At 36.9% G+C, this 15,779-nt stretch carries 19 protein-coding genes; 15 read left to right on the top strand and 4 right to left on the bottom strand.

What is annotated here, in order from left to right:
• Positions 1–23: 23 nt before the first annotated feature.
• Positions 24–905 carry an N-acetylneuraminate lyase gene (locus CD172_RS04680; protein ID WP_103345604.1) on the bottom strand — a complete coding sequence of 294 codons (882 nt, stop codon included), beginning with the start codon at positions 903–905 and terminating at the stop codon, positions 24–26.
• 150 nt (positions 906–1,055) lie between these two features.
• Between CD172_RS04680 and CD172_RS04675 the strand changes: the two genes are divergently transcribed.
• From CD172_RS04675 to CD172_RS04660, 4 genes are all read left to right on the top strand, one after another.
• On the top strand, positions 1,056–1,721 hold the full coding sequence (locus tag CD172_RS04675) for a FadR/GntR family transcriptional regulator (RefSeq protein WP_060551630.1): 666 nt from the start codon (positions 1,056–1,058) through the stop codon (positions 1,719–1,721).
• On the top strand, positions 1,702–2,562 hold the full coding sequence (locus CD172_RS04670; RefSeq protein WP_103345603.1) for an ROK family protein: 861 nt from the start codon (positions 1,702–1,704) through the stop codon (positions 2,560–2,562). The genes CD172_RS04675 and CD172_RS04670 overlap by 20 nt, the downstream gene beginning before the upstream one ends.
• Before the next feature lie 121 nt (positions 2,563–2,683).
• The gene (locus CD172_RS04665) at positions 2,684–3,247 is read left to right on the top strand and encodes a biotin transporter BioY (RefSeq protein ID WP_262608746.1); all 564 of its coding nucleotides are present in this window, start codon (positions 2,684–2,686) and stop codon (positions 3,245–3,247) included.
• A gap of 22 nt (positions 3,248–3,269) precedes the next feature.
• Positions 3,270–4,025, top strand: a complete 756-nt coding sequence (locus tag CD172_RS04660; protein WP_158694772.1) for a GNAT family N-acetyltransferase — start codon at positions 3,270–3,272, stop codon at positions 4,023–4,025.
• A 121-nt stretch (positions 4,026–4,146) separates the two neighbouring features.
• Here the strand turns inward: CD172_RS04660 and fdhD are convergent, their stop codons facing one another.
• Positions 4,147–4,944 carry a formate dehydrogenase accessory sulfurtransferase FdhD gene (gene fdhD / locus CD172_RS04655; protein ID WP_060551627.1) on the bottom strand — a complete coding sequence of 266 codons (798 nt, stop codon included), beginning with the start codon at positions 4,942–4,944 and terminating at the stop codon, positions 4,147–4,149.
• Between the two features lie 179 nt (positions 4,945–5,123).
• Here fdhD and modA point away from each other — a divergent pair, with 179 nt between their 5' ends.
• The 5 genes from modA to CD172_RS04630 all read left to right on the top strand — a co-directional run bounded on the left by modA (position 5,124) and on the right by CD172_RS04630 (position 8,958).
• Positions 5,124–5,876: a molybdate ABC transporter substrate-binding protein gene (gene modA / locus CD172_RS04650; protein WP_060551626.1), complete on the top strand. Its 753-nt coding sequence runs from the start codon at positions 5,124–5,126 to the stop codon at positions 5,874–5,876.
• 11 nt (positions 5,877–5,887) lie between these two features.
• A complete protein-coding gene (modB, locus tag CD172_RS04645) occupies positions 5,888–6,559 on the top strand; it encodes a molybdate ABC transporter permease subunit (protein WP_060551625.1) in 672 nt (223 codons plus the stop codon).
• Positions 6,560–7,174, top strand: coding sequence for an ATP-binding cassette domain-containing protein (locus tag CD172_RS04640; protein WP_060551624.1), 615 nt, complete (start codon positions 6,560–6,562; stop codon positions 7,172–7,174).
• 267 nt (positions 7,175–7,441) lie between these two features.
• Positions 7,442–8,446 (top strand): ThiF family adenylyltransferase, encoded by a 1,005-nt coding sequence (locus CD172_RS04635; protein ID WP_060551623.1) that lies wholly within the window; start codon positions 7,442–7,444, stop codon positions 8,444–8,446.
• 11 nt (positions 8,447–8,457) lie between these two features.
• Complete coding sequence (locus tag CD172_RS04630) at positions 8,458–8,958, top strand: MogA/MoaB family molybdenum cofactor biosynthesis protein (RefSeq protein ID WP_103345601.1); 501 nt, start codon at positions 8,458–8,460, stop codon at positions 8,956–8,958.
• Between the two features lie 91 nt (positions 8,959–9,049).
• Here CD172_RS04630 and moaC read toward each other — a convergent pair whose 3' ends face one another.
• Entirely contained in the window at positions 9,050–9,538 is a 489-nt protein-coding gene (gene moaC, locus CD172_RS04625; RefSeq protein WP_060551621.1) for a cyclic pyranopterin monophosphate synthase MoaC, read from the bottom strand.
• A gap of 67 nt (positions 9,539–9,605) precedes the next feature.
• On the opposite strand from moaC, the gene CD172_RS04620 reads away from it, so the two are divergent.
• The 6 genes from CD172_RS04620 to moaA are packed head-to-tail and all read left to right on the top strand — an operon-like array spanning position 9,606 to position 13,683.
• Positions 9,606–10,865, top strand: coding sequence for a molybdopterin molybdotransferase MoeA (locus CD172_RS04620; RefSeq protein ID WP_103345600.1), 1,260 nt, complete (start codon positions 9,606–9,608; stop codon positions 10,863–10,865).
• Positions 10,862–11,341 (top strand): molybdopterin-guanine dinucleotide biosynthesis protein B, encoded by a 480-nt coding sequence (gene mobB / locus CD172_RS04615; RefSeq protein ID WP_103345599.1) that lies wholly within the window; start codon positions 10,862–10,864, stop codon positions 11,339–11,341. Before CD172_RS04620 ends, mobB begins: the two co-directional genes overlap by 4 nt.
• Before the next feature lies 1 nt (position 11,342).
• Complete coding sequence (locus CD172_RS04610) at positions 11,343–11,798, top strand: molybdenum cofactor biosynthesis protein MoaE (RefSeq protein ID WP_103345598.1); 456 nt, start codon at positions 11,343–11,345, stop codon at positions 11,796–11,798.
• Positions 11,795–12,028: a molybdopterin converting factor subunit 1 gene (moaD, locus tag CD172_RS04605; protein ID WP_037567072.1), complete on the top strand. Its 234-nt coding sequence runs from the start codon at positions 11,795–11,797 to the stop codon at positions 12,026–12,028. The genes CD172_RS04610 and moaD overlap by 4 nt, the downstream gene beginning before the upstream one ends.
• 9 nt (positions 12,029–12,037) lie before the next feature.
• Positions 12,038–12,640, top strand: a complete 603-nt coding sequence (gene mobA / locus CD172_RS04600) for a molybdenum cofactor guanylyltransferase MobA (protein WP_103345597.1) — start codon at positions 12,038–12,040, stop codon at positions 12,638–12,640.
• 20 nt (positions 12,641–12,660) lie between these two features.
• Positions 12,661–13,683 carry a GTP 3',8-cyclase MoaA gene (gene moaA / locus CD172_RS04595; RefSeq protein ID WP_103345596.1) on the top strand — a complete coding sequence of 341 codons (1,023 nt, stop codon included), beginning with the start codon at positions 12,661–12,663 and terminating at the stop codon, positions 13,681–13,683.
• 170 nt (positions 13,684–13,853) lie between these two features.
• Here moaA and CD172_RS04590 read toward each other — a convergent pair whose 3' ends face one another.
• Positions 13,854–15,695, bottom strand: coding sequence for an endonuclease/exonuclease/phosphatase family protein (locus tag CD172_RS04590; RefSeq protein WP_103345595.1), 1,842 nt, complete (start codon positions 15,693–15,695; stop codon positions 13,854–13,856).
• Between the last annotated feature and the right edge of the window lie 84 nt (positions 15,696–15,779).

The following is a 15,779-nucleotide window of genomic DNA, read 5'->3' as shown; positions in this document are numbered from 1 at the left end:
AACGTGTTTCAAAGTGCCAAAAGTTATAAGTGATACGTTCGAACGAGTGTTTCTAATTGTGGTCTAAGTGCTTCATTAAAAGGATGAAAAGGTGCTTTAGGATAGCCTGTTTCGATGCCTTTTTCTTTTAAAATGGCTTTTAAAGTTGTATATAATCCCATCTTTAAAACCTGTTCGATAATGTCATTTGACTCACGTTGTAATTGATAAGCTTTTTCTACATTTCCAGATTGTGCTGCTTTAAAAATGGCTTGTGCACGGACACCATTAATGTTATAAGTTGACCCGATTGCACCATCAACGCCTGAAATTGCCGCTTGAACAAGCATTTCATCGAACCCTGAAAAAATGAGTTTATCTGGAAAAGCATGACGTAAGCGCTCAAGTAAGAAAAAGTCTGGCGCTGTATATTTCACACCAATAATACGCTCATTTTTAAACAGCGTGTCAAACTGTTCGATTGTAATATTGACGCCTGTTAATCCTGGAATCGCATAAATAATCATGTCATTTTGAGTTGTTTCGATAATTTTAAAGTAATAATCTCGTATTTCTTCAAAAGTAAATGGATAGTAAAACGGTGTAACTGCAGATAATGCATCGTAACCGAGTTCTGTTGCATATTGACCTAATGCAATTGCCTCATTTAAATCTAATGAACCGACTTGGGCAATTAAGCGAACATCATTTTGTGCTTCATCTTTAACAATCCGAAATACGTCCTTCTTTTGCTCTGTATTCATTAAGAAATTTTCACCTGAACTACCATTAACATATAAACCGTCAAGTTGTTGTGTATCTATCGCGTTTCTAACCACCTCACGCAATCCACTCTCGATAATGTTACCTTGTTCATCAAAAGGCACTAATAGTGCAGCGTATAAACCTTTTAAGTCGTCTTTCATTGTTATCCTCCTATAGCTATTGAAATATTGGTCAGACCAATTTATACTTATATTGTAAGCGCTATCATTTACGAGGTCAATATATCATTTTATAGTAATATGACAATGTATGATAAACTTGAATCGTTATGAAAGGGGAAGTGCTTAGAGATGGAAGGCATGAACGGTCGTCAAAGCTTAAAAGAAAAAATGGTAAAAAATATTAAAGACTATATTTTAAAAGAACAACTTAAGGTCGGAGATAAATTACCTACTGAACGTAAATTAGCCGAAGTATATCAAGTGAGTCGCTCGGTGGTTCGAGAGGCCTTAAGTTATTTAGAAAACACCGGCGTGACTGAAAGTGTTCAAGGGAAAGGTACGCTTGTAAAGGCACAAGATATTACACCCTTAATAGAAGGGTTTTTATTTAGCTTTCAAGTAAATCGTGGGAATTTAAAAGATTTAATGATGTTGCGATTAACCTTTGAACTTGCTGCAATTGATGTGATCGAACGCGATGAAACATCTTTAGAGGCCATTGAACGCGTACTTGTAAATGACGCATCTTCGTTTAGTATTGCAGATGATAAAGCATTTCATCAAAGTATATTAGAAGCGGTCAATGTACCATTGTTTAAACAAATGAGCGCTGTTGTTCATGCCTATTTTTATCAAACACCCATTAAATCATCAATGATAGACAATCAATTGAGTATTGATGATCATCAAGCGATTTTTGACGCTTTAAAAGCCAAACAGTTCACAAAAGCAAAAGCATTATTAACTCAACATTTATTGCGAGGTGCTCAATTTTATGACGAAAATTGCATTTGACATTGGGGGAACATTTTTAAAATCTGCCATCGTTGACTCTGAATTTAATTTGAAAGGCTATCAAAAGTTGCCTACGCCAGTAAATGAAAATGACGCGATTTTAAACGAAATATTGCGACGTGTAAAGACATATATGCACACGTTCCATCTTAAAGAGGTACGGATTGGTATTTCGACAGCAGGTGCGGTAAATCAAGCGGAAGGCACAATCGTTTATGCAAACGATAATATTTTAAACTATTCAGGAACGCATTTTAAACAAGCGTTACGTCGATGCGCATCACATGTGAATGTTTATAATGATGTAGACGCCGCTTTGTTAGGCGAATTAAGTTACCGTAAACAATCACTGGCAAGCGTATTTTGTTTAACATTAGGCACAGGAATTGGTGGAAGTTATTTCCAAGAACCAAACGGTTTAATGGTAGGTGCACGACACCGTGCGAATGAAATTGGTAATCTCCTTTATGATTTTGAAACAAAAACAAACTATGAAGACCGTGCATCGACACGCGCGCTGAAAAAACTGATGGTAGCTCAAAACTACGGTCATGATAATGTTATTCAATTGTTTGAAGATGCACACCACTATGAAGCAAGTCAAAAACTTCTGCATACATGGGGACGTGAAGTAGCTCGAGGTATTGCTGAAGTACAAATCATGTACGATCCGGCGCATATCATCATTGGTGGGGGTATTTCTAAACAACAACGTGACTTGCTAAAATACATTGAACCACACGTTCAATCGTTTTTACCTCCTCATTATGGTCATGCTAAAATTGAAACTGCACAACTACACAATGATGCTGCACTAATAGGTGCGGTTTCAAAATTGTAAACACTCTAGAAAAAATGTTTACAATCATGTATAATACGGCAATGGTTATATTTTTATGATGACTATTTAAAGAAAGTCATATGTTTTGTGACATCTTTAATATCTTTAGGGAGGAAGTAAAGTGAATCATACTCGATTACTCGTTTATACTGCCTTAATGACGGCAATAATTGCTGTCATGGGGTTTGTCACGCCTATTCAATTGCCGTTTATACCCGTACCTATTGTACTCCAAAATATTGGTATCTTTTTAGCTGGTATATTATTAGGGCGTAAATATGGGACGTTAAGTGTTATCGTATTTTTATTACTTGTCGCTTGTGGAGCACCATTATTATCAGGTGGACGTGGTGGCATTGGTGTCTTTATGGGCCCGAGCGCAGGTTTTTTATTCATGTATCCAGTTGTCGCATTCTTAATTGGTTGGGTGAGAGACCGTCAATTTGAGAAGCTCAATGTACTTAAAGTATTTTTCATTATTTTCATTATTGGTGTAGTATTATTAGACTTTGTTGGCGCTATCGTGATGGGCTTTATCACACATATACCTGTGTCTAAAGCGCTTTATACCTCGTTAGTGTTTGTACCGGGAGATTTGATCAAAGCGGTGATTGCATCATTTTTTGCAATAGCGCTTCTTAAAAATCCAGTAACTGCACGTGTTTTAAAACAAACACATCTATAAAAACATAAAGGGGATGATAGGGATGCCTATATCGATGGAAACGATTTATACAGATGCTCAAGTTATTGAAAGTTATTCACGGTATACGCGTTTTCTTACACCTCAACATCCTCATAAATTTGATGGGAACAAATGGCGGTATCATATAATGCCGGATACATTAACATTTAAACATGATATGGTCATACAACGGCAGCAACACATGCAAACTTCATCAACACACCTTTATTTTGAATTTCCAGCTGATATGGCATTATCAACAGAAATGCTACGTCTATTAAGAACAGAAGGCTTCGAATTAGGGTGTGTTGAAATGTATGCAATAGATGGCGTTGCTTTAAAAGCACTTTCAGAGGAAACGCTACATTTAGTTAAAGTCAATTCACATCGTATTAATGATTACCTTGAAATCTTCAGTGAATTAAGTACACCTTATGGTACTATTTATGTAAATGAAGCGTGTAATTATATTCGAGAACAGGTTAGCCATGGAGAAGGTGACTTAGACTATTATGTGGCCTATGAGAATGATGTGCCTGTCGCGATATTAAACTTAATCGAAGGTGAAACTACACTTGAATTAGACGGTTTCGCAGTAAAACCTGAGTATCAAAAGCAAGGTTATGGTAAACGTATCCAAGCCGAAATTGGAAAACGTGCAGGCCAACGTTCGGTTATTTTAGTTGCTGATGCTGAAGATACTGTAAAAGATATGTATATTAAACAAGGTTACACATACATGCATTTTCGCTATAGTGCACTATTAGAGCATGCCTAAACTAAAATTTTATAGATTATAAATGGGAGACACCCTCAAAATTCACGAATTTGTGAACTATTTTGAGGGTGTTTTATATGGTGTTCACGTCAATGTTGAATCATGTTTGATGGATGTGTGTTTAACTTTTGGGATGAGTGATGCGATGGGCATGACTATAAATATTAAAATGTTGATTACGCACAAAGCCTATGGCAGTAATATTTAAATCATTAGCAAGTTGAATAGCAAGGGTCGTTGGTGCTGATTTTGAAATAATCATGCCTACGCCAATTTTAGCTGCTTTAATTAAGATTTCTGATGAGATGCGCCCACTAAAAATTAATATTTTATCTCTAACAGAAATTTCATTTTCGATACAGTATCCATACAATTTGTCTAACGCATTATGTCTCCCGATATCTTGACGATGAATATAAAACGCATCTCCATCACTAATGGCGGCATTATGTAATCCACCAGTAGCTTGAAATGTCTCACTTTCGTCTTGAAGACGGTGCATCATTGTTAAAACTTGTTCAGGATGTAACTGAATTTTTGACATCGATGTTTTGGCTATAGCCGCATCATTTTGAAAATAGAACTCGCGACTTTTGCCACAACAAGATGCGACCAATCTTTTATTTGAAAGTTGAATACGGTCATGTACATTATAGGTGAGTTCAACATGTACAAAACCTTTACTCTCATCAATATCTATTTGTTTTAACTCTTGACGTTTTAAAATCACACCTTCAGATGCTAAAAATCCTAAAATGAGCTCATTTAAGTGTGTTGGACTACAAATAACTGTAGCAAACTCTTCACCATTAATCATAATTGTTAATGGGAACTCCGTCACATAATCATCATATGTTTCGTGGAGTTGACCGTGTTCATATCTGATGATTTTTTGGTTGTAATGTATATCTTGATTCACCCCTGTGCCCCCTTTACACATTTGTATTTATTTTACGCTTAAATATAAAAATATTAAACCTATTAGGCCGAATTCACATGTTTTAAGATGTCGAATGATATACGTTTTAACGTGCAATTCAGCATTGTTTCATGGATAATATATACTGATAAGTTCATACGCGGAGAGGATTGTTATAAATGAAAAGGGTTGTATGCTTATGTTTAATCATCAGTCTCGGTGTGCTTTTATCGGGATGTCGTGATCAATCGCAAAATAATCATGAGAAGGCACATTTAACGATTTCTGCTGCTGCAAGTTTAACAGATGTCACGAAAGAGCTCGAAAAAGCGTTTAAAAAAGAACACCCAAATGTTAACATTGATTTCAATTATGGTGGGTCTGGTGCTTTAAGACAACAAATCGAAAAAGGGGCACCGGTTGATGTTTTTATGTCTGCGAATACAAAAGATGTAAAGGTCTTACATCAAAAAGGCAAAATTAAAGATACATATGATTATGCACATAACCAATTAATTTTAATAAAAGGACGCGGAAAAAAGACGCCACCACTAGACCAATTAAAGCGTGATGACCATGTTGCGATGGGTGAAGTGGCCTCTGTTCCCGCAGGAAAATATGCCAAAATGTATTTAGATAAACACGGACTGTGGGATAAAGTCGAGCCACATGTGGTCTATACAAAAGATGTGCGTGAAGTGCTAAACTATGTAGATAAAGGGAATGCGAATTATGGCTTCGTATACCAAACCGATTTATATGCTGGCAATACACAGGATATAAACGTTGAGAAAGTAAAAGTGACACCAATCAATCAACCGATTACTTATGAGATGGGGCGTATTTCTGACCACGATTTAAGTAAAGCATGGGTTACTTTTATGAAATCTAAAGAAGCAAAATCAATTTTAAAGCAATACCATTTTGAATAATAGGTGATATTATGGCTGATTTAACGCCATTATGGATTTCGTTACGCATTGCATGCATCAGTACGATCGTTGTTGTGTTTTTAAGTATAACATTGGCAAAATTGTTATATAATAAGCAAAATATTTGGACCCGTTTAATTGAAAGTTTCATATTTTTACCCATTATTTTACCGCCAACTGTACTCGGTTTCTTATTATTAATTGTTTTTTCAGTAGAGGGCCCCATTGGGCATTTACTTACAGACAATTTAGGGATACAAATTGTGTTTTCTCTTGTAGGCGCTACGATCGCTTCGATAATTGTGAGCTTTCCTCTAATGTATCAACATGCAGTCCAAGGTTTTCGCACTATCGATACCCAAATGTTGAATGCAGCGCGTACAATGGGCGCTTCTGAATCAAAAATATTTTTGAAGTTAATATTACCACTTTCAAAACGCGCACTCATTTCAGGAGCAATGTTAGCCTTTGCACGTGCGATAGGTGAATTTGGTGCAACGTTAATGGTGGCTGGTTATATTCCAGGTCGGACAAATACATTACCTTTAGAAATATACTTTTTGGTACAACAAGGTCGCGAAAGTCAAGCATGGTTATGGGTTGTCGTATTGGTCGCATTTTCAATTACGATTATCGGTACTATGAATTTGTTAAATAAAGATGCATATAAAGAGAGGGATTAGATGTTACGTATTCAACTCAAACATCATATTAATGACCATATGATTCAACTCAATATTGATACGTCTTATCCGCAAATCTACGCTCTTGAAGGGGTATCAGGAGTAGGAAAAACAACATTATTGAATATGATTGCAGGTTTACGTACGCCAGAAGAGGGATGTATTATACTCGGTCAACATACGATTCTTGATACGCAGAACAATGTAAACCTTGCGCCACAACAAAGAAATATCGGGTATTTATTTCAAGATTATCAATTGTTCCCACATATGACGGCGCTTGAAAATATTAATTTTATGCATCCTGATGCCTCTCACGTTCAGACGCTTTGCCAATCACTGAAAATTGATCATTTATTGGATGCATATCCGCATCAATGTTCTGGGGGCGAAAAGCAGCGTATTGCTTTAGCGAGAGCGCTCAGTCAAAAGCCAGACCTTTTGCTCTTAGATGAACCTTTATCAAGTTTGGATGATGAGACTAAAGAAGAAAGTATTGCGCTCATCAAGCAAATATATCATTTGTGGGGCATTCCGATTATCTTTGTAACCCATTCCAAATACGAAGCGGCCCAATTGGCGAATCATGTCATTAAAATCTCTGTGTCAAAATAAAACATCTATATATGACTTCAATTGCCTTCAAAATTCAGAGTATCGAATTTTGAGGGCTTTTATTTTATGTTGGAGCCACTTGTTCTATTTAGCATCATATAGGGATTTTACTCCTTAAAAAGCGTGCTTTTACGGGATGAATTTGTTTTGTTTATCATATACATTAGTATTAAATAGAGAAAACTTGATTATAAAGTCATTTCTTTGAGACCGATTCAACTTAACTTTATAATAGATAACATAGATGATGTTAGAAAGGTACATAATATGATGCAAAATCGTTATTCAAGACAAATGTTATTCCAAGAAATTGGAACAGAGGGACAACATAAAATAAATTCGAAGACTGTTTTAATCGTCGGAATGGGTGCGTTAGGTACGCATCTTGCTGAAGGGTTAGTTCGGGCAGGTGTAAAACAACTACGCATCATTGATCGCGATTACATTGAAGCATCTAATTTACAACGTCAAACGTTGTTTACTGAGGAAGACGCGCATCATGCGATACCTAAAGTGGTCGCTGCTGAACGCGTATTAAAAGCGATTCGTTCAGATGTTTTAATTGAAGCAGTCATTGATCATGCAGATGTATACACGTTAAATGCGCTTATTGATGGTGTCGATCTCATTATGGATGCGACAGATAACTTCGAGACTAGAATGGTAATTAATGATGTAGCATTCAAGCATCAAATTCCTTGGATTTATGGCGGCGTCGTTCGTAGTACATATGTAGAGGCCCCATTTATTCCGGGAAAAACACCATGTTTCCAATGCTTAGTGCCTCAAATACCGTCAATGAATTTAACATGTGATACGGTGGGTGTGATTCAACCAGCTGTAACCATGACGACAAGTTTTCAACTTAAAGATGCTTTGAAAATTTTAACTGAAACACCCTTTAAACCTAAGTTGACATATGGTGACATTTGGGAAGGGACACATCACACGTTTGGTTTTAGTAAATTACAACGTGACGACTGTCCCACATGTGGGCAACATCCAACGTACCCATATTTGGAGCAACAACAATCTCATATTGCGTCCCTGTGTGGTCGTGATACAGTTCAGTACCAACACCCTGAATTAGATATCAAGACATTAATTGAATTTCTGGAACAGCGTCATATCGCATATAAAAGTAATGGCTATATGGTGCAATTTGAATTTCAACATCATCGCATGATTGCGTTTCAAAGTGGTCGTCTGTTAATTCACGGCATAAAAGAAACGGATAAGGCGTATACAATCATCAATCAACTATTCGGATAAGGAGACAAACAATGCATACAAATGTGAACATAGGTAGAGATATTTCATGTGCGGTGTTAACCGTTTCAGATACAAGAACGCAAGAGACGGACAAAGGTGGCAAATTAGTCATACAATTGCTCAATGAACTGAACACGCACATTTCGGAAGATTGCTACAAAATTGTAAAAGATGACCAATCTGCAATTCAATCACAAGTAACAACATGGTTAAATGACGGTGTTGAAGTGATTATTACAACTGGTGGCACAGGAATTGCACAACGAGATTGCACCATTGAAGCTGTTAAACCGTTATTACAAAAAGAAATCGAAGGCTTTGGAGAGTTATTTAGATATTTAAGTTATGCAGAAGATGTAGGAAGTAGGGCTTTGTTATCACGTGCTATAGGTGGTTCTGTAGGGTCACAATTGGTGTTTTGCTTACCTGGTTCTACAGGTGCGGTGACATTAGGCATGCGAAAATTAATTATGCCAGAACTCAATCATCTTGTTCACGAATTGAATAAGTAGTACCTATAAGACAATAAGTGGGACGAAAATCGGATGATAGCAGGTAGATTTGACGTCCCAACGCATTTTCTTTATGTCATTATACAGTGTGCTATTGTGAGGATGAACGATTAAAATCGGATTTGCCACCTGTTTTTTCAATAAGGTATGTCTCTCCGATAATCATCCCTTTATCAACGGCTTTACACATATCATAAATGGTTAAAGCTGTAATAGAGGCTGCTGTTAATGCTTCCATTTCTACACCCGTTTTACCAGTAGTAGAAACTGTGCTAGTAATATGAAGTGTAAAGTGTGTGTCCTCCTGACGCCATTCATATTGGATATCTATACCTGTAAGTGGAAGGGGATGACACATAGGAATGATTGTAGCAGTGTTCTTTGCAGCCATAATACCTGCGATTTGAGCTGTATTTAACACATTCCCTTTTTTAGCTGTATTGTTAATGATTTGATTATAAATTGTATCATTGACTTGAATGCTTGAATGCGCAATGGCAGTACGTTTCGTTATATCTTTGTGGGAAACATCCACCATTTTTGCATTGCCTTGTGTATTAATATGCGTAAATTCCGTCATGTTATACCTCCTTATTAAATCAAGGATAGTATAGCATGAAATACAATAAATGTTAGGAGTGTACATTATGACACTTGAAAAAAGACAACCAATTCCTGTTATCGAAGCGATACAGCGTTGTGTAAAAGAACAGATACGTCTACCTAAAACAAGAGTTGATTTATATGAAGCAGATGGATATATCCTCGCTGAAGATATTGTAGCCACATACGACATTCCGAGGTTTAATAAATCACCCTATGATGGCTTTGCGATAAGAAGTCAAGATACTGTTGGTGCAAGTGGCACAAATCGTATTGCTTTTAAAGTGATTGATCATATCGGTGCAGGATCAATCTCTGAAGCAACATTAGGTGAAGGAGAAGCTGTGCGCATTATGACTGGTGCTGAAATGCCACAAGGTGCAGATGCGGTTGTGATGCTAGAACAAACGGTACAAACTGATGAAGGCTTTACGTTACGGAAACCTTTTACACCCCATGAGAATGTTGCTTTAAAAGGTGAAGAAACGACGACAGGTGATATTGTACTGAAACAAGGACAACGTATTAATGCAGGGGGCATAGCTGTTTTAGCAACTTTTGGATACCGACATGTACCCGTATTTACGAAACCCTCGGTTGCCATCATTGCGACAGGCAGTGAATTGTTAGATGTGGAAGATGAACTTGAACCTGGTAAAATACGTAATTCTAATGGTCCTATGATACATGCATTATTAAGAGCAGAAAATATCTCGTCATATGTCTATAAAATTCAACAAGATGATTTTGAAAGTAGCTTAGATGCGGTGCGTCAAGCGGTGCAAAAACATGACATTGTGATTACTACTGGTGGTGTATCCGTCGGTGATTTTGACTATCTTCCAGATATTTATCGTGCGCTAAATGCGACCGTACTCTTTAATAAAGTTGCAATGCGTCCTGGTAGTGTGACGACGGTAGCTGTGACGGAAGACACGTATTTATTTGGACTTTCAGGTAATCCCTCGGCATGTTATACAGGTTTTGAGCTGTTTGTGAAACCTTCAATATATCGGATGATGGGTGCGACGCATTACTACCCAGCAATGGTAAATGCTACATTAATGGAAGATTTTAAAAAACCTAATCCATTTACGCGTTTTGTACGTGCAACGGCAACATTAAATGGAAAAGAAGCGACTGTGAAGCCATCAGGATTTAATAAATCAGGTGCTGTTGTAGCTATTGCGCATAGCAATGCGATAATGGTATTGCCAAGCGGTACACGCGGATATACAACAGGACAACGTGTAGAGGCCTTGTTAACAGCAACGGATTATTATCAGCAGGATTTATACGTATGATATTACAAGTTGTAGGCTATAAAAACAGTGGGAAAACCACACTTGTCGCACATGCCGTACGTTTTTTCAAAGCACAAGGTTACCCCGTAGTTACGATTAAACACCATGGTCATGAAGCTGAGGAAATTACATTACCCACTAACAACGTCGATCATATGAAACATTTTATGGCGGGTGCAGATCAAAGTATTGTACAAGGTCATGATTTTATTGAGACAATACAAAAAAATGAGGGAATCGCCTTAGAGACTTTAATAAAAGACTGTGTTACGATAAAAAACAGTATCATTTTAATTGAAGGTTATAAGCACGCGCCTTATGATAAAATCATTTTATATCGTAATGAAGCTGAGTTACATGCATTGACACAATTATCAAACGTTAAATATCGTATTCAACGATCAGATACTGACATCGATTATAGTCATGTTGATGCAGTGTTACAAACGTGGTTATCAGAAGCAAAGGATGATTAACTTGAAACAATTCGAAGTGACATCAGAATCCCTCCATCCTGAACAGTATCGGGAATGGACGTTAAATGAAAATCAAGGTGCAGTTGTTGTGTTTACAGGTCATGTTCGTGAATGGACTAAAGGCATTCGTACAGAGCACCTTGAATACGAAGCCTACGTACCGATGGCAGAGAAAAAACTAGCGCAAATTGGTGATGAAATTCAAGAACGATGGCCTGGAACGATTACAGCCATTGCACACCGTATTGGCGCATTAAATATAAAAGATATCGCTGTTGTAATTAGCGTATCTTCGCCACACCGAAAAGATGCCTATCGCGCAAATGAGTATGCGATTGAACGCATTAAAGAAGTTGTTCCGATATGGAAGAAAGAAATATGGGAAGATGGTGCTGAGTGGCAAGGGCATCAGCGAGGCTATCATGATGACGCAATCAACCAAGGAGGCCAATCGTGAAAATATTATATTTTGCTGAAATTAAAGAATTGCTAGACCGGTCAGAAGATCATTTTCATTTTGATTATGAAGTAACGGTTGAAGCATTAAAATCTCACTTATATCAAACGTATCCTGTAATTCAAGGAAAGAAATTTCAAGTTGCTGTGAACGAAGAATTCGTTCAAGCAGATGAAGTGATTAAGCCGAATGATGTGGTGGCATTGATACCACCAGTAAGTGGAGGTTAAGCTATTCCAATGAAAGCCATTATTTTAGCTGGAGGCGAATCCACGCGCTTCGGTACACCTAAAGCATTTGCAAAAATAGACAATCAAACATTTATTGAAAAAATATACCACACACTCGTGTCGACCAATATGTTTAATGAAATTATTATTAGTTCAAATGACACGTTAGCACCGCAATTTGACACGTTTACGGTTATTACAGATGTACCGCAACACAAAAGTAAAGGGCCGCTAAGTGGTTTATATTCAGTCATGTCTCAAACAGATGAAGATTTATATTTTGTGGTGTCCGTCGATACACCGATGATTACGGATAAAGCCATTAGCCTATTGTACCAATTTTTAATTTCTAATTTGATTGAATCTCAATTAGTGGTTGCAGGATTCAAAGCCGATGGCCATCCAATACCAACGATCGCGTTTTATCATAAGGCCATATTGCCTGAAATAGAAGCGGCGTTACATGGGGAAGATTTTAGTATGCGTCGTGTATATCAAGCTGTTTCTACAGATTGGTTAGATGTGACGAAAGTTCAGGCACCATCGTATTGGTATCGGAATATTAATTATCAAGAAGACCTTTTAGCATTAAAAACAGAAATCAATCGATAAACGAGAGGGGAGGCGCAATAATGACCGATCAAATTTTAGATAAATTAGGACGTCCTATCCGTGATTTGCGCATTTCCGTAACAGATCGATGTAATTTCAGATGTGATTATTGTATGCCTAAAGAAATTTTTGGGGATGACTATGTATTTTTACCTAAAGATCAACTTTTAACATTTGAAGAAATTGCGCGAATTACGCAAATTTATGCCTACCTAGGTGTTAAAAAAGTACGCATTACGGGTGGGGAACCTTTATTACGTCGTGATTTAGATCATTTGATTCGATTATTGACGCGCATTGATGGTATTGAAGACATTGGATTGACGACAAATGGCTTATTATTAAAAAAACATGGTCAAAAATTGTATGATGCTGGTCTAAGAAGGATCAATGTGAGTTTAGATGCAATTGATGATGCTATTTTTCAATCAATCAATAATCGTAATATTAAAGCACGTACCGTTTTAGAACAAATTGATTATGCTGTTTCTATAGGATTTCAAGTCAAGGTGAATGTGGTCGTTCAAAAAGGGGTTAATGACGACCAAATCATCCCAATGTTAGACTATTTTAAAGATAAACGCGTTACAATACGTTTCATCGAATTTATGGATGTAGGTAATGATAATGGATGGGACTTTTCTAAAGTAATTACAAAAGACGAGATGTTAAAAATGATAGAAACGCATTTTGATATTGAACCAGTTCAACCTAAATATTATGGTGAGGTGGCGAAATATTATAGACATAAAGGTGCGACATCTCAATTTGGTTTGATTACAAGTGTATCAGATTCATTTTGTTCGACTTGTACGAGAGCGAGACTATCATCAGATGGAAAATTTTACGGTTGCCTCTTTAGTTCGGTTGAAGGTTATGATATTCGAAAACTGTTACGTAGTGGTCTTGATGACGATGAAATTGGAGCTAAAGTGAAACAGCTTTGGCACTTGCGCGACGACCGTTACTCAGATGAACGAACAGCGCAAACAGTAGAAAATCGACGGAAGAAAAAAATCAATATGAATTATATTGGTGGTTAATCACTATAATACAAAAGAGCAATGAGTACACTTTATTTCCAATGTGTTCATTGCTCTTTTTTAATGATAATTTGTGAGGCATAAGTGCATTGATATGAATAAAGGTAAGCTCCTAAATAATGCGGCAATCATGCCTTGATAGAACGATACCTTGGATAGACTTAATCATCTTAGCGTTTATTTTTGGAAAAATCAATTTGTGCTAACAATGGATCGTGATCACTGGCACGACCTGACATATCAGTAAAATCACTGTTGACATGTATCATGTCTAATTTAGAACGTGATTTTAAATGCTTAGATACAAAAACATGGTCTAGCGTCTGCGCATTTCCTTGGTAATTATAAGAATAACGTGATGTTGAGGGTACGCTGTTCACGAGATTCACCATTTGATATTGTTCGAATGTTTTAAGCGCTTGCGACCATTGGAAATCGTTATAGTCTCCTACAGAGATGATGTTGGCTTTCGGATTTTGAGATTGGACGTGTTGTACAAATTCTCCTACAGCTTTAGCCATTTGCACACGTTGTATTTCGCTACGGCGCTCAGCAGGTTGTTTTTTACCAAATAATGGATCATCTCCATTTTTAGAATTCCAATGATTTACAATTGCAATAATTTGTTTACCTTTAAATGTAAATTCAGCTGCAAGTGGTTTTCTAGAATTATTAAATGCTAGATTCGATGGTGCTATGCGACCAGGATTATGTGATAAATGTCCGTCTTTATAGCTCACGCTTGTTTTGGCATCTCCAGGCTTAATATTCTTGTTGAAAGAGACGCGATCAGGACGATATAGAAAACCAACACGAATGTTTGCATTAGGTTGACCCCCGTCTTGGTTCATTTCTGGATCTATACTTTTATAAGCATATGTTGGACCACCATCTGCTTTAATGGCATCAATTAAGCGTTGGTAGGATTCATTTGCTTCAGGACCTCCAACACCAGGACCGTCATTATCTTGTACTTCGGTTACCCCAACAATATCAGGATTTTTCATATGACTGACAATACCATGCGCTAACTTTTGTGCTTTATCATCCGTCGTTGAGTTGGGATTGTTAGAAAAGTTTTCAAGATTATAAGATGCCATTGTCAATTTATCTTTTGAAGGCGTTAATGATGTGCCTTGTGGCTGTGCGGGACCTTTGACATGCGCTTTTTTCATAGTATCATAATCAATATTAATCTTGTAATTTTGATAGCCATAGTTGACATATCCAATGAGTGGTCCTTTGAATTGATCACCTGTTGACACATCAAAGTTACGTGTTTGTTGTAAAGGGCCATGTACTTTAAAAGGAATGCGTTGCCCTTTGGCACTACGTTCTTTTAATAAGATGCCGTCATGGATGGTTTCTTTACGTACATTATCCTTTACAGTGAAAATATCTCCATGCTCTTGCGGTCCGACGCTACGAACATTATCTACTTGAACGCGCATACCTTCTAGTGATTCCCAATAGTCTAATGCATATTTTTTCGGATTAAAGCGTCCATCTGTAGAGGCTATTTTAGATGGTACTCGTTTAATTTTTATAGGTTTCGGTAAAGGTTGATTGTTACGAATCACTTTGATTTTACCTTGTTTACTATATCTTGCATCGATTTCAGTTAAAGGTTGGTCCGTTTTTTGTTTTTCTTTATACCCTTCAATGGGGTATTCAGATATAAGGCCCGAAACTTCAACAGCATCTCCAACTTTGACACGAGGTTTTTCTTTACCCGCAAAAACTATAATACCTTCAGACGTGTTTGGGTTATTGTCCGCTAAATGGTCAGGCGTTTGTAAATGAAAGTAATGCTGTCCGTTAAGCGTATATTGAAATGTGACAATTCCTTCAACGCCATCTACATGCTGATTTGCATATTTTGATACATATGTATCGCCTTGGATATCGTGAATTTGAAGTTTCGTTGATGTGTGCGCATCAATAGGTGTTAAAGCGATTGTAGAACTTATTAAACCAATAGAAAGACAGGAAACAAATAATTTCTTCACCAAATAACACTCCTAACAATTTATTAATTTATTTAAGTATATCAGTATCAATATTTATTTAGATTAAAAACATGTAAAAAAAGGGTA

It is taken from the genome of Staphylococcus agnetis, from assembly GCF_002901865.1.
Taxonomy (GTDB): Bacteria; Bacillota; Bacilli; order Staphylococcales; family Staphylococcaceae; genus Staphylococcus; species Staphylococcus agnetis.
This window is presented reverse-complemented; position numbering and strand designations above follow the sequence as displayed.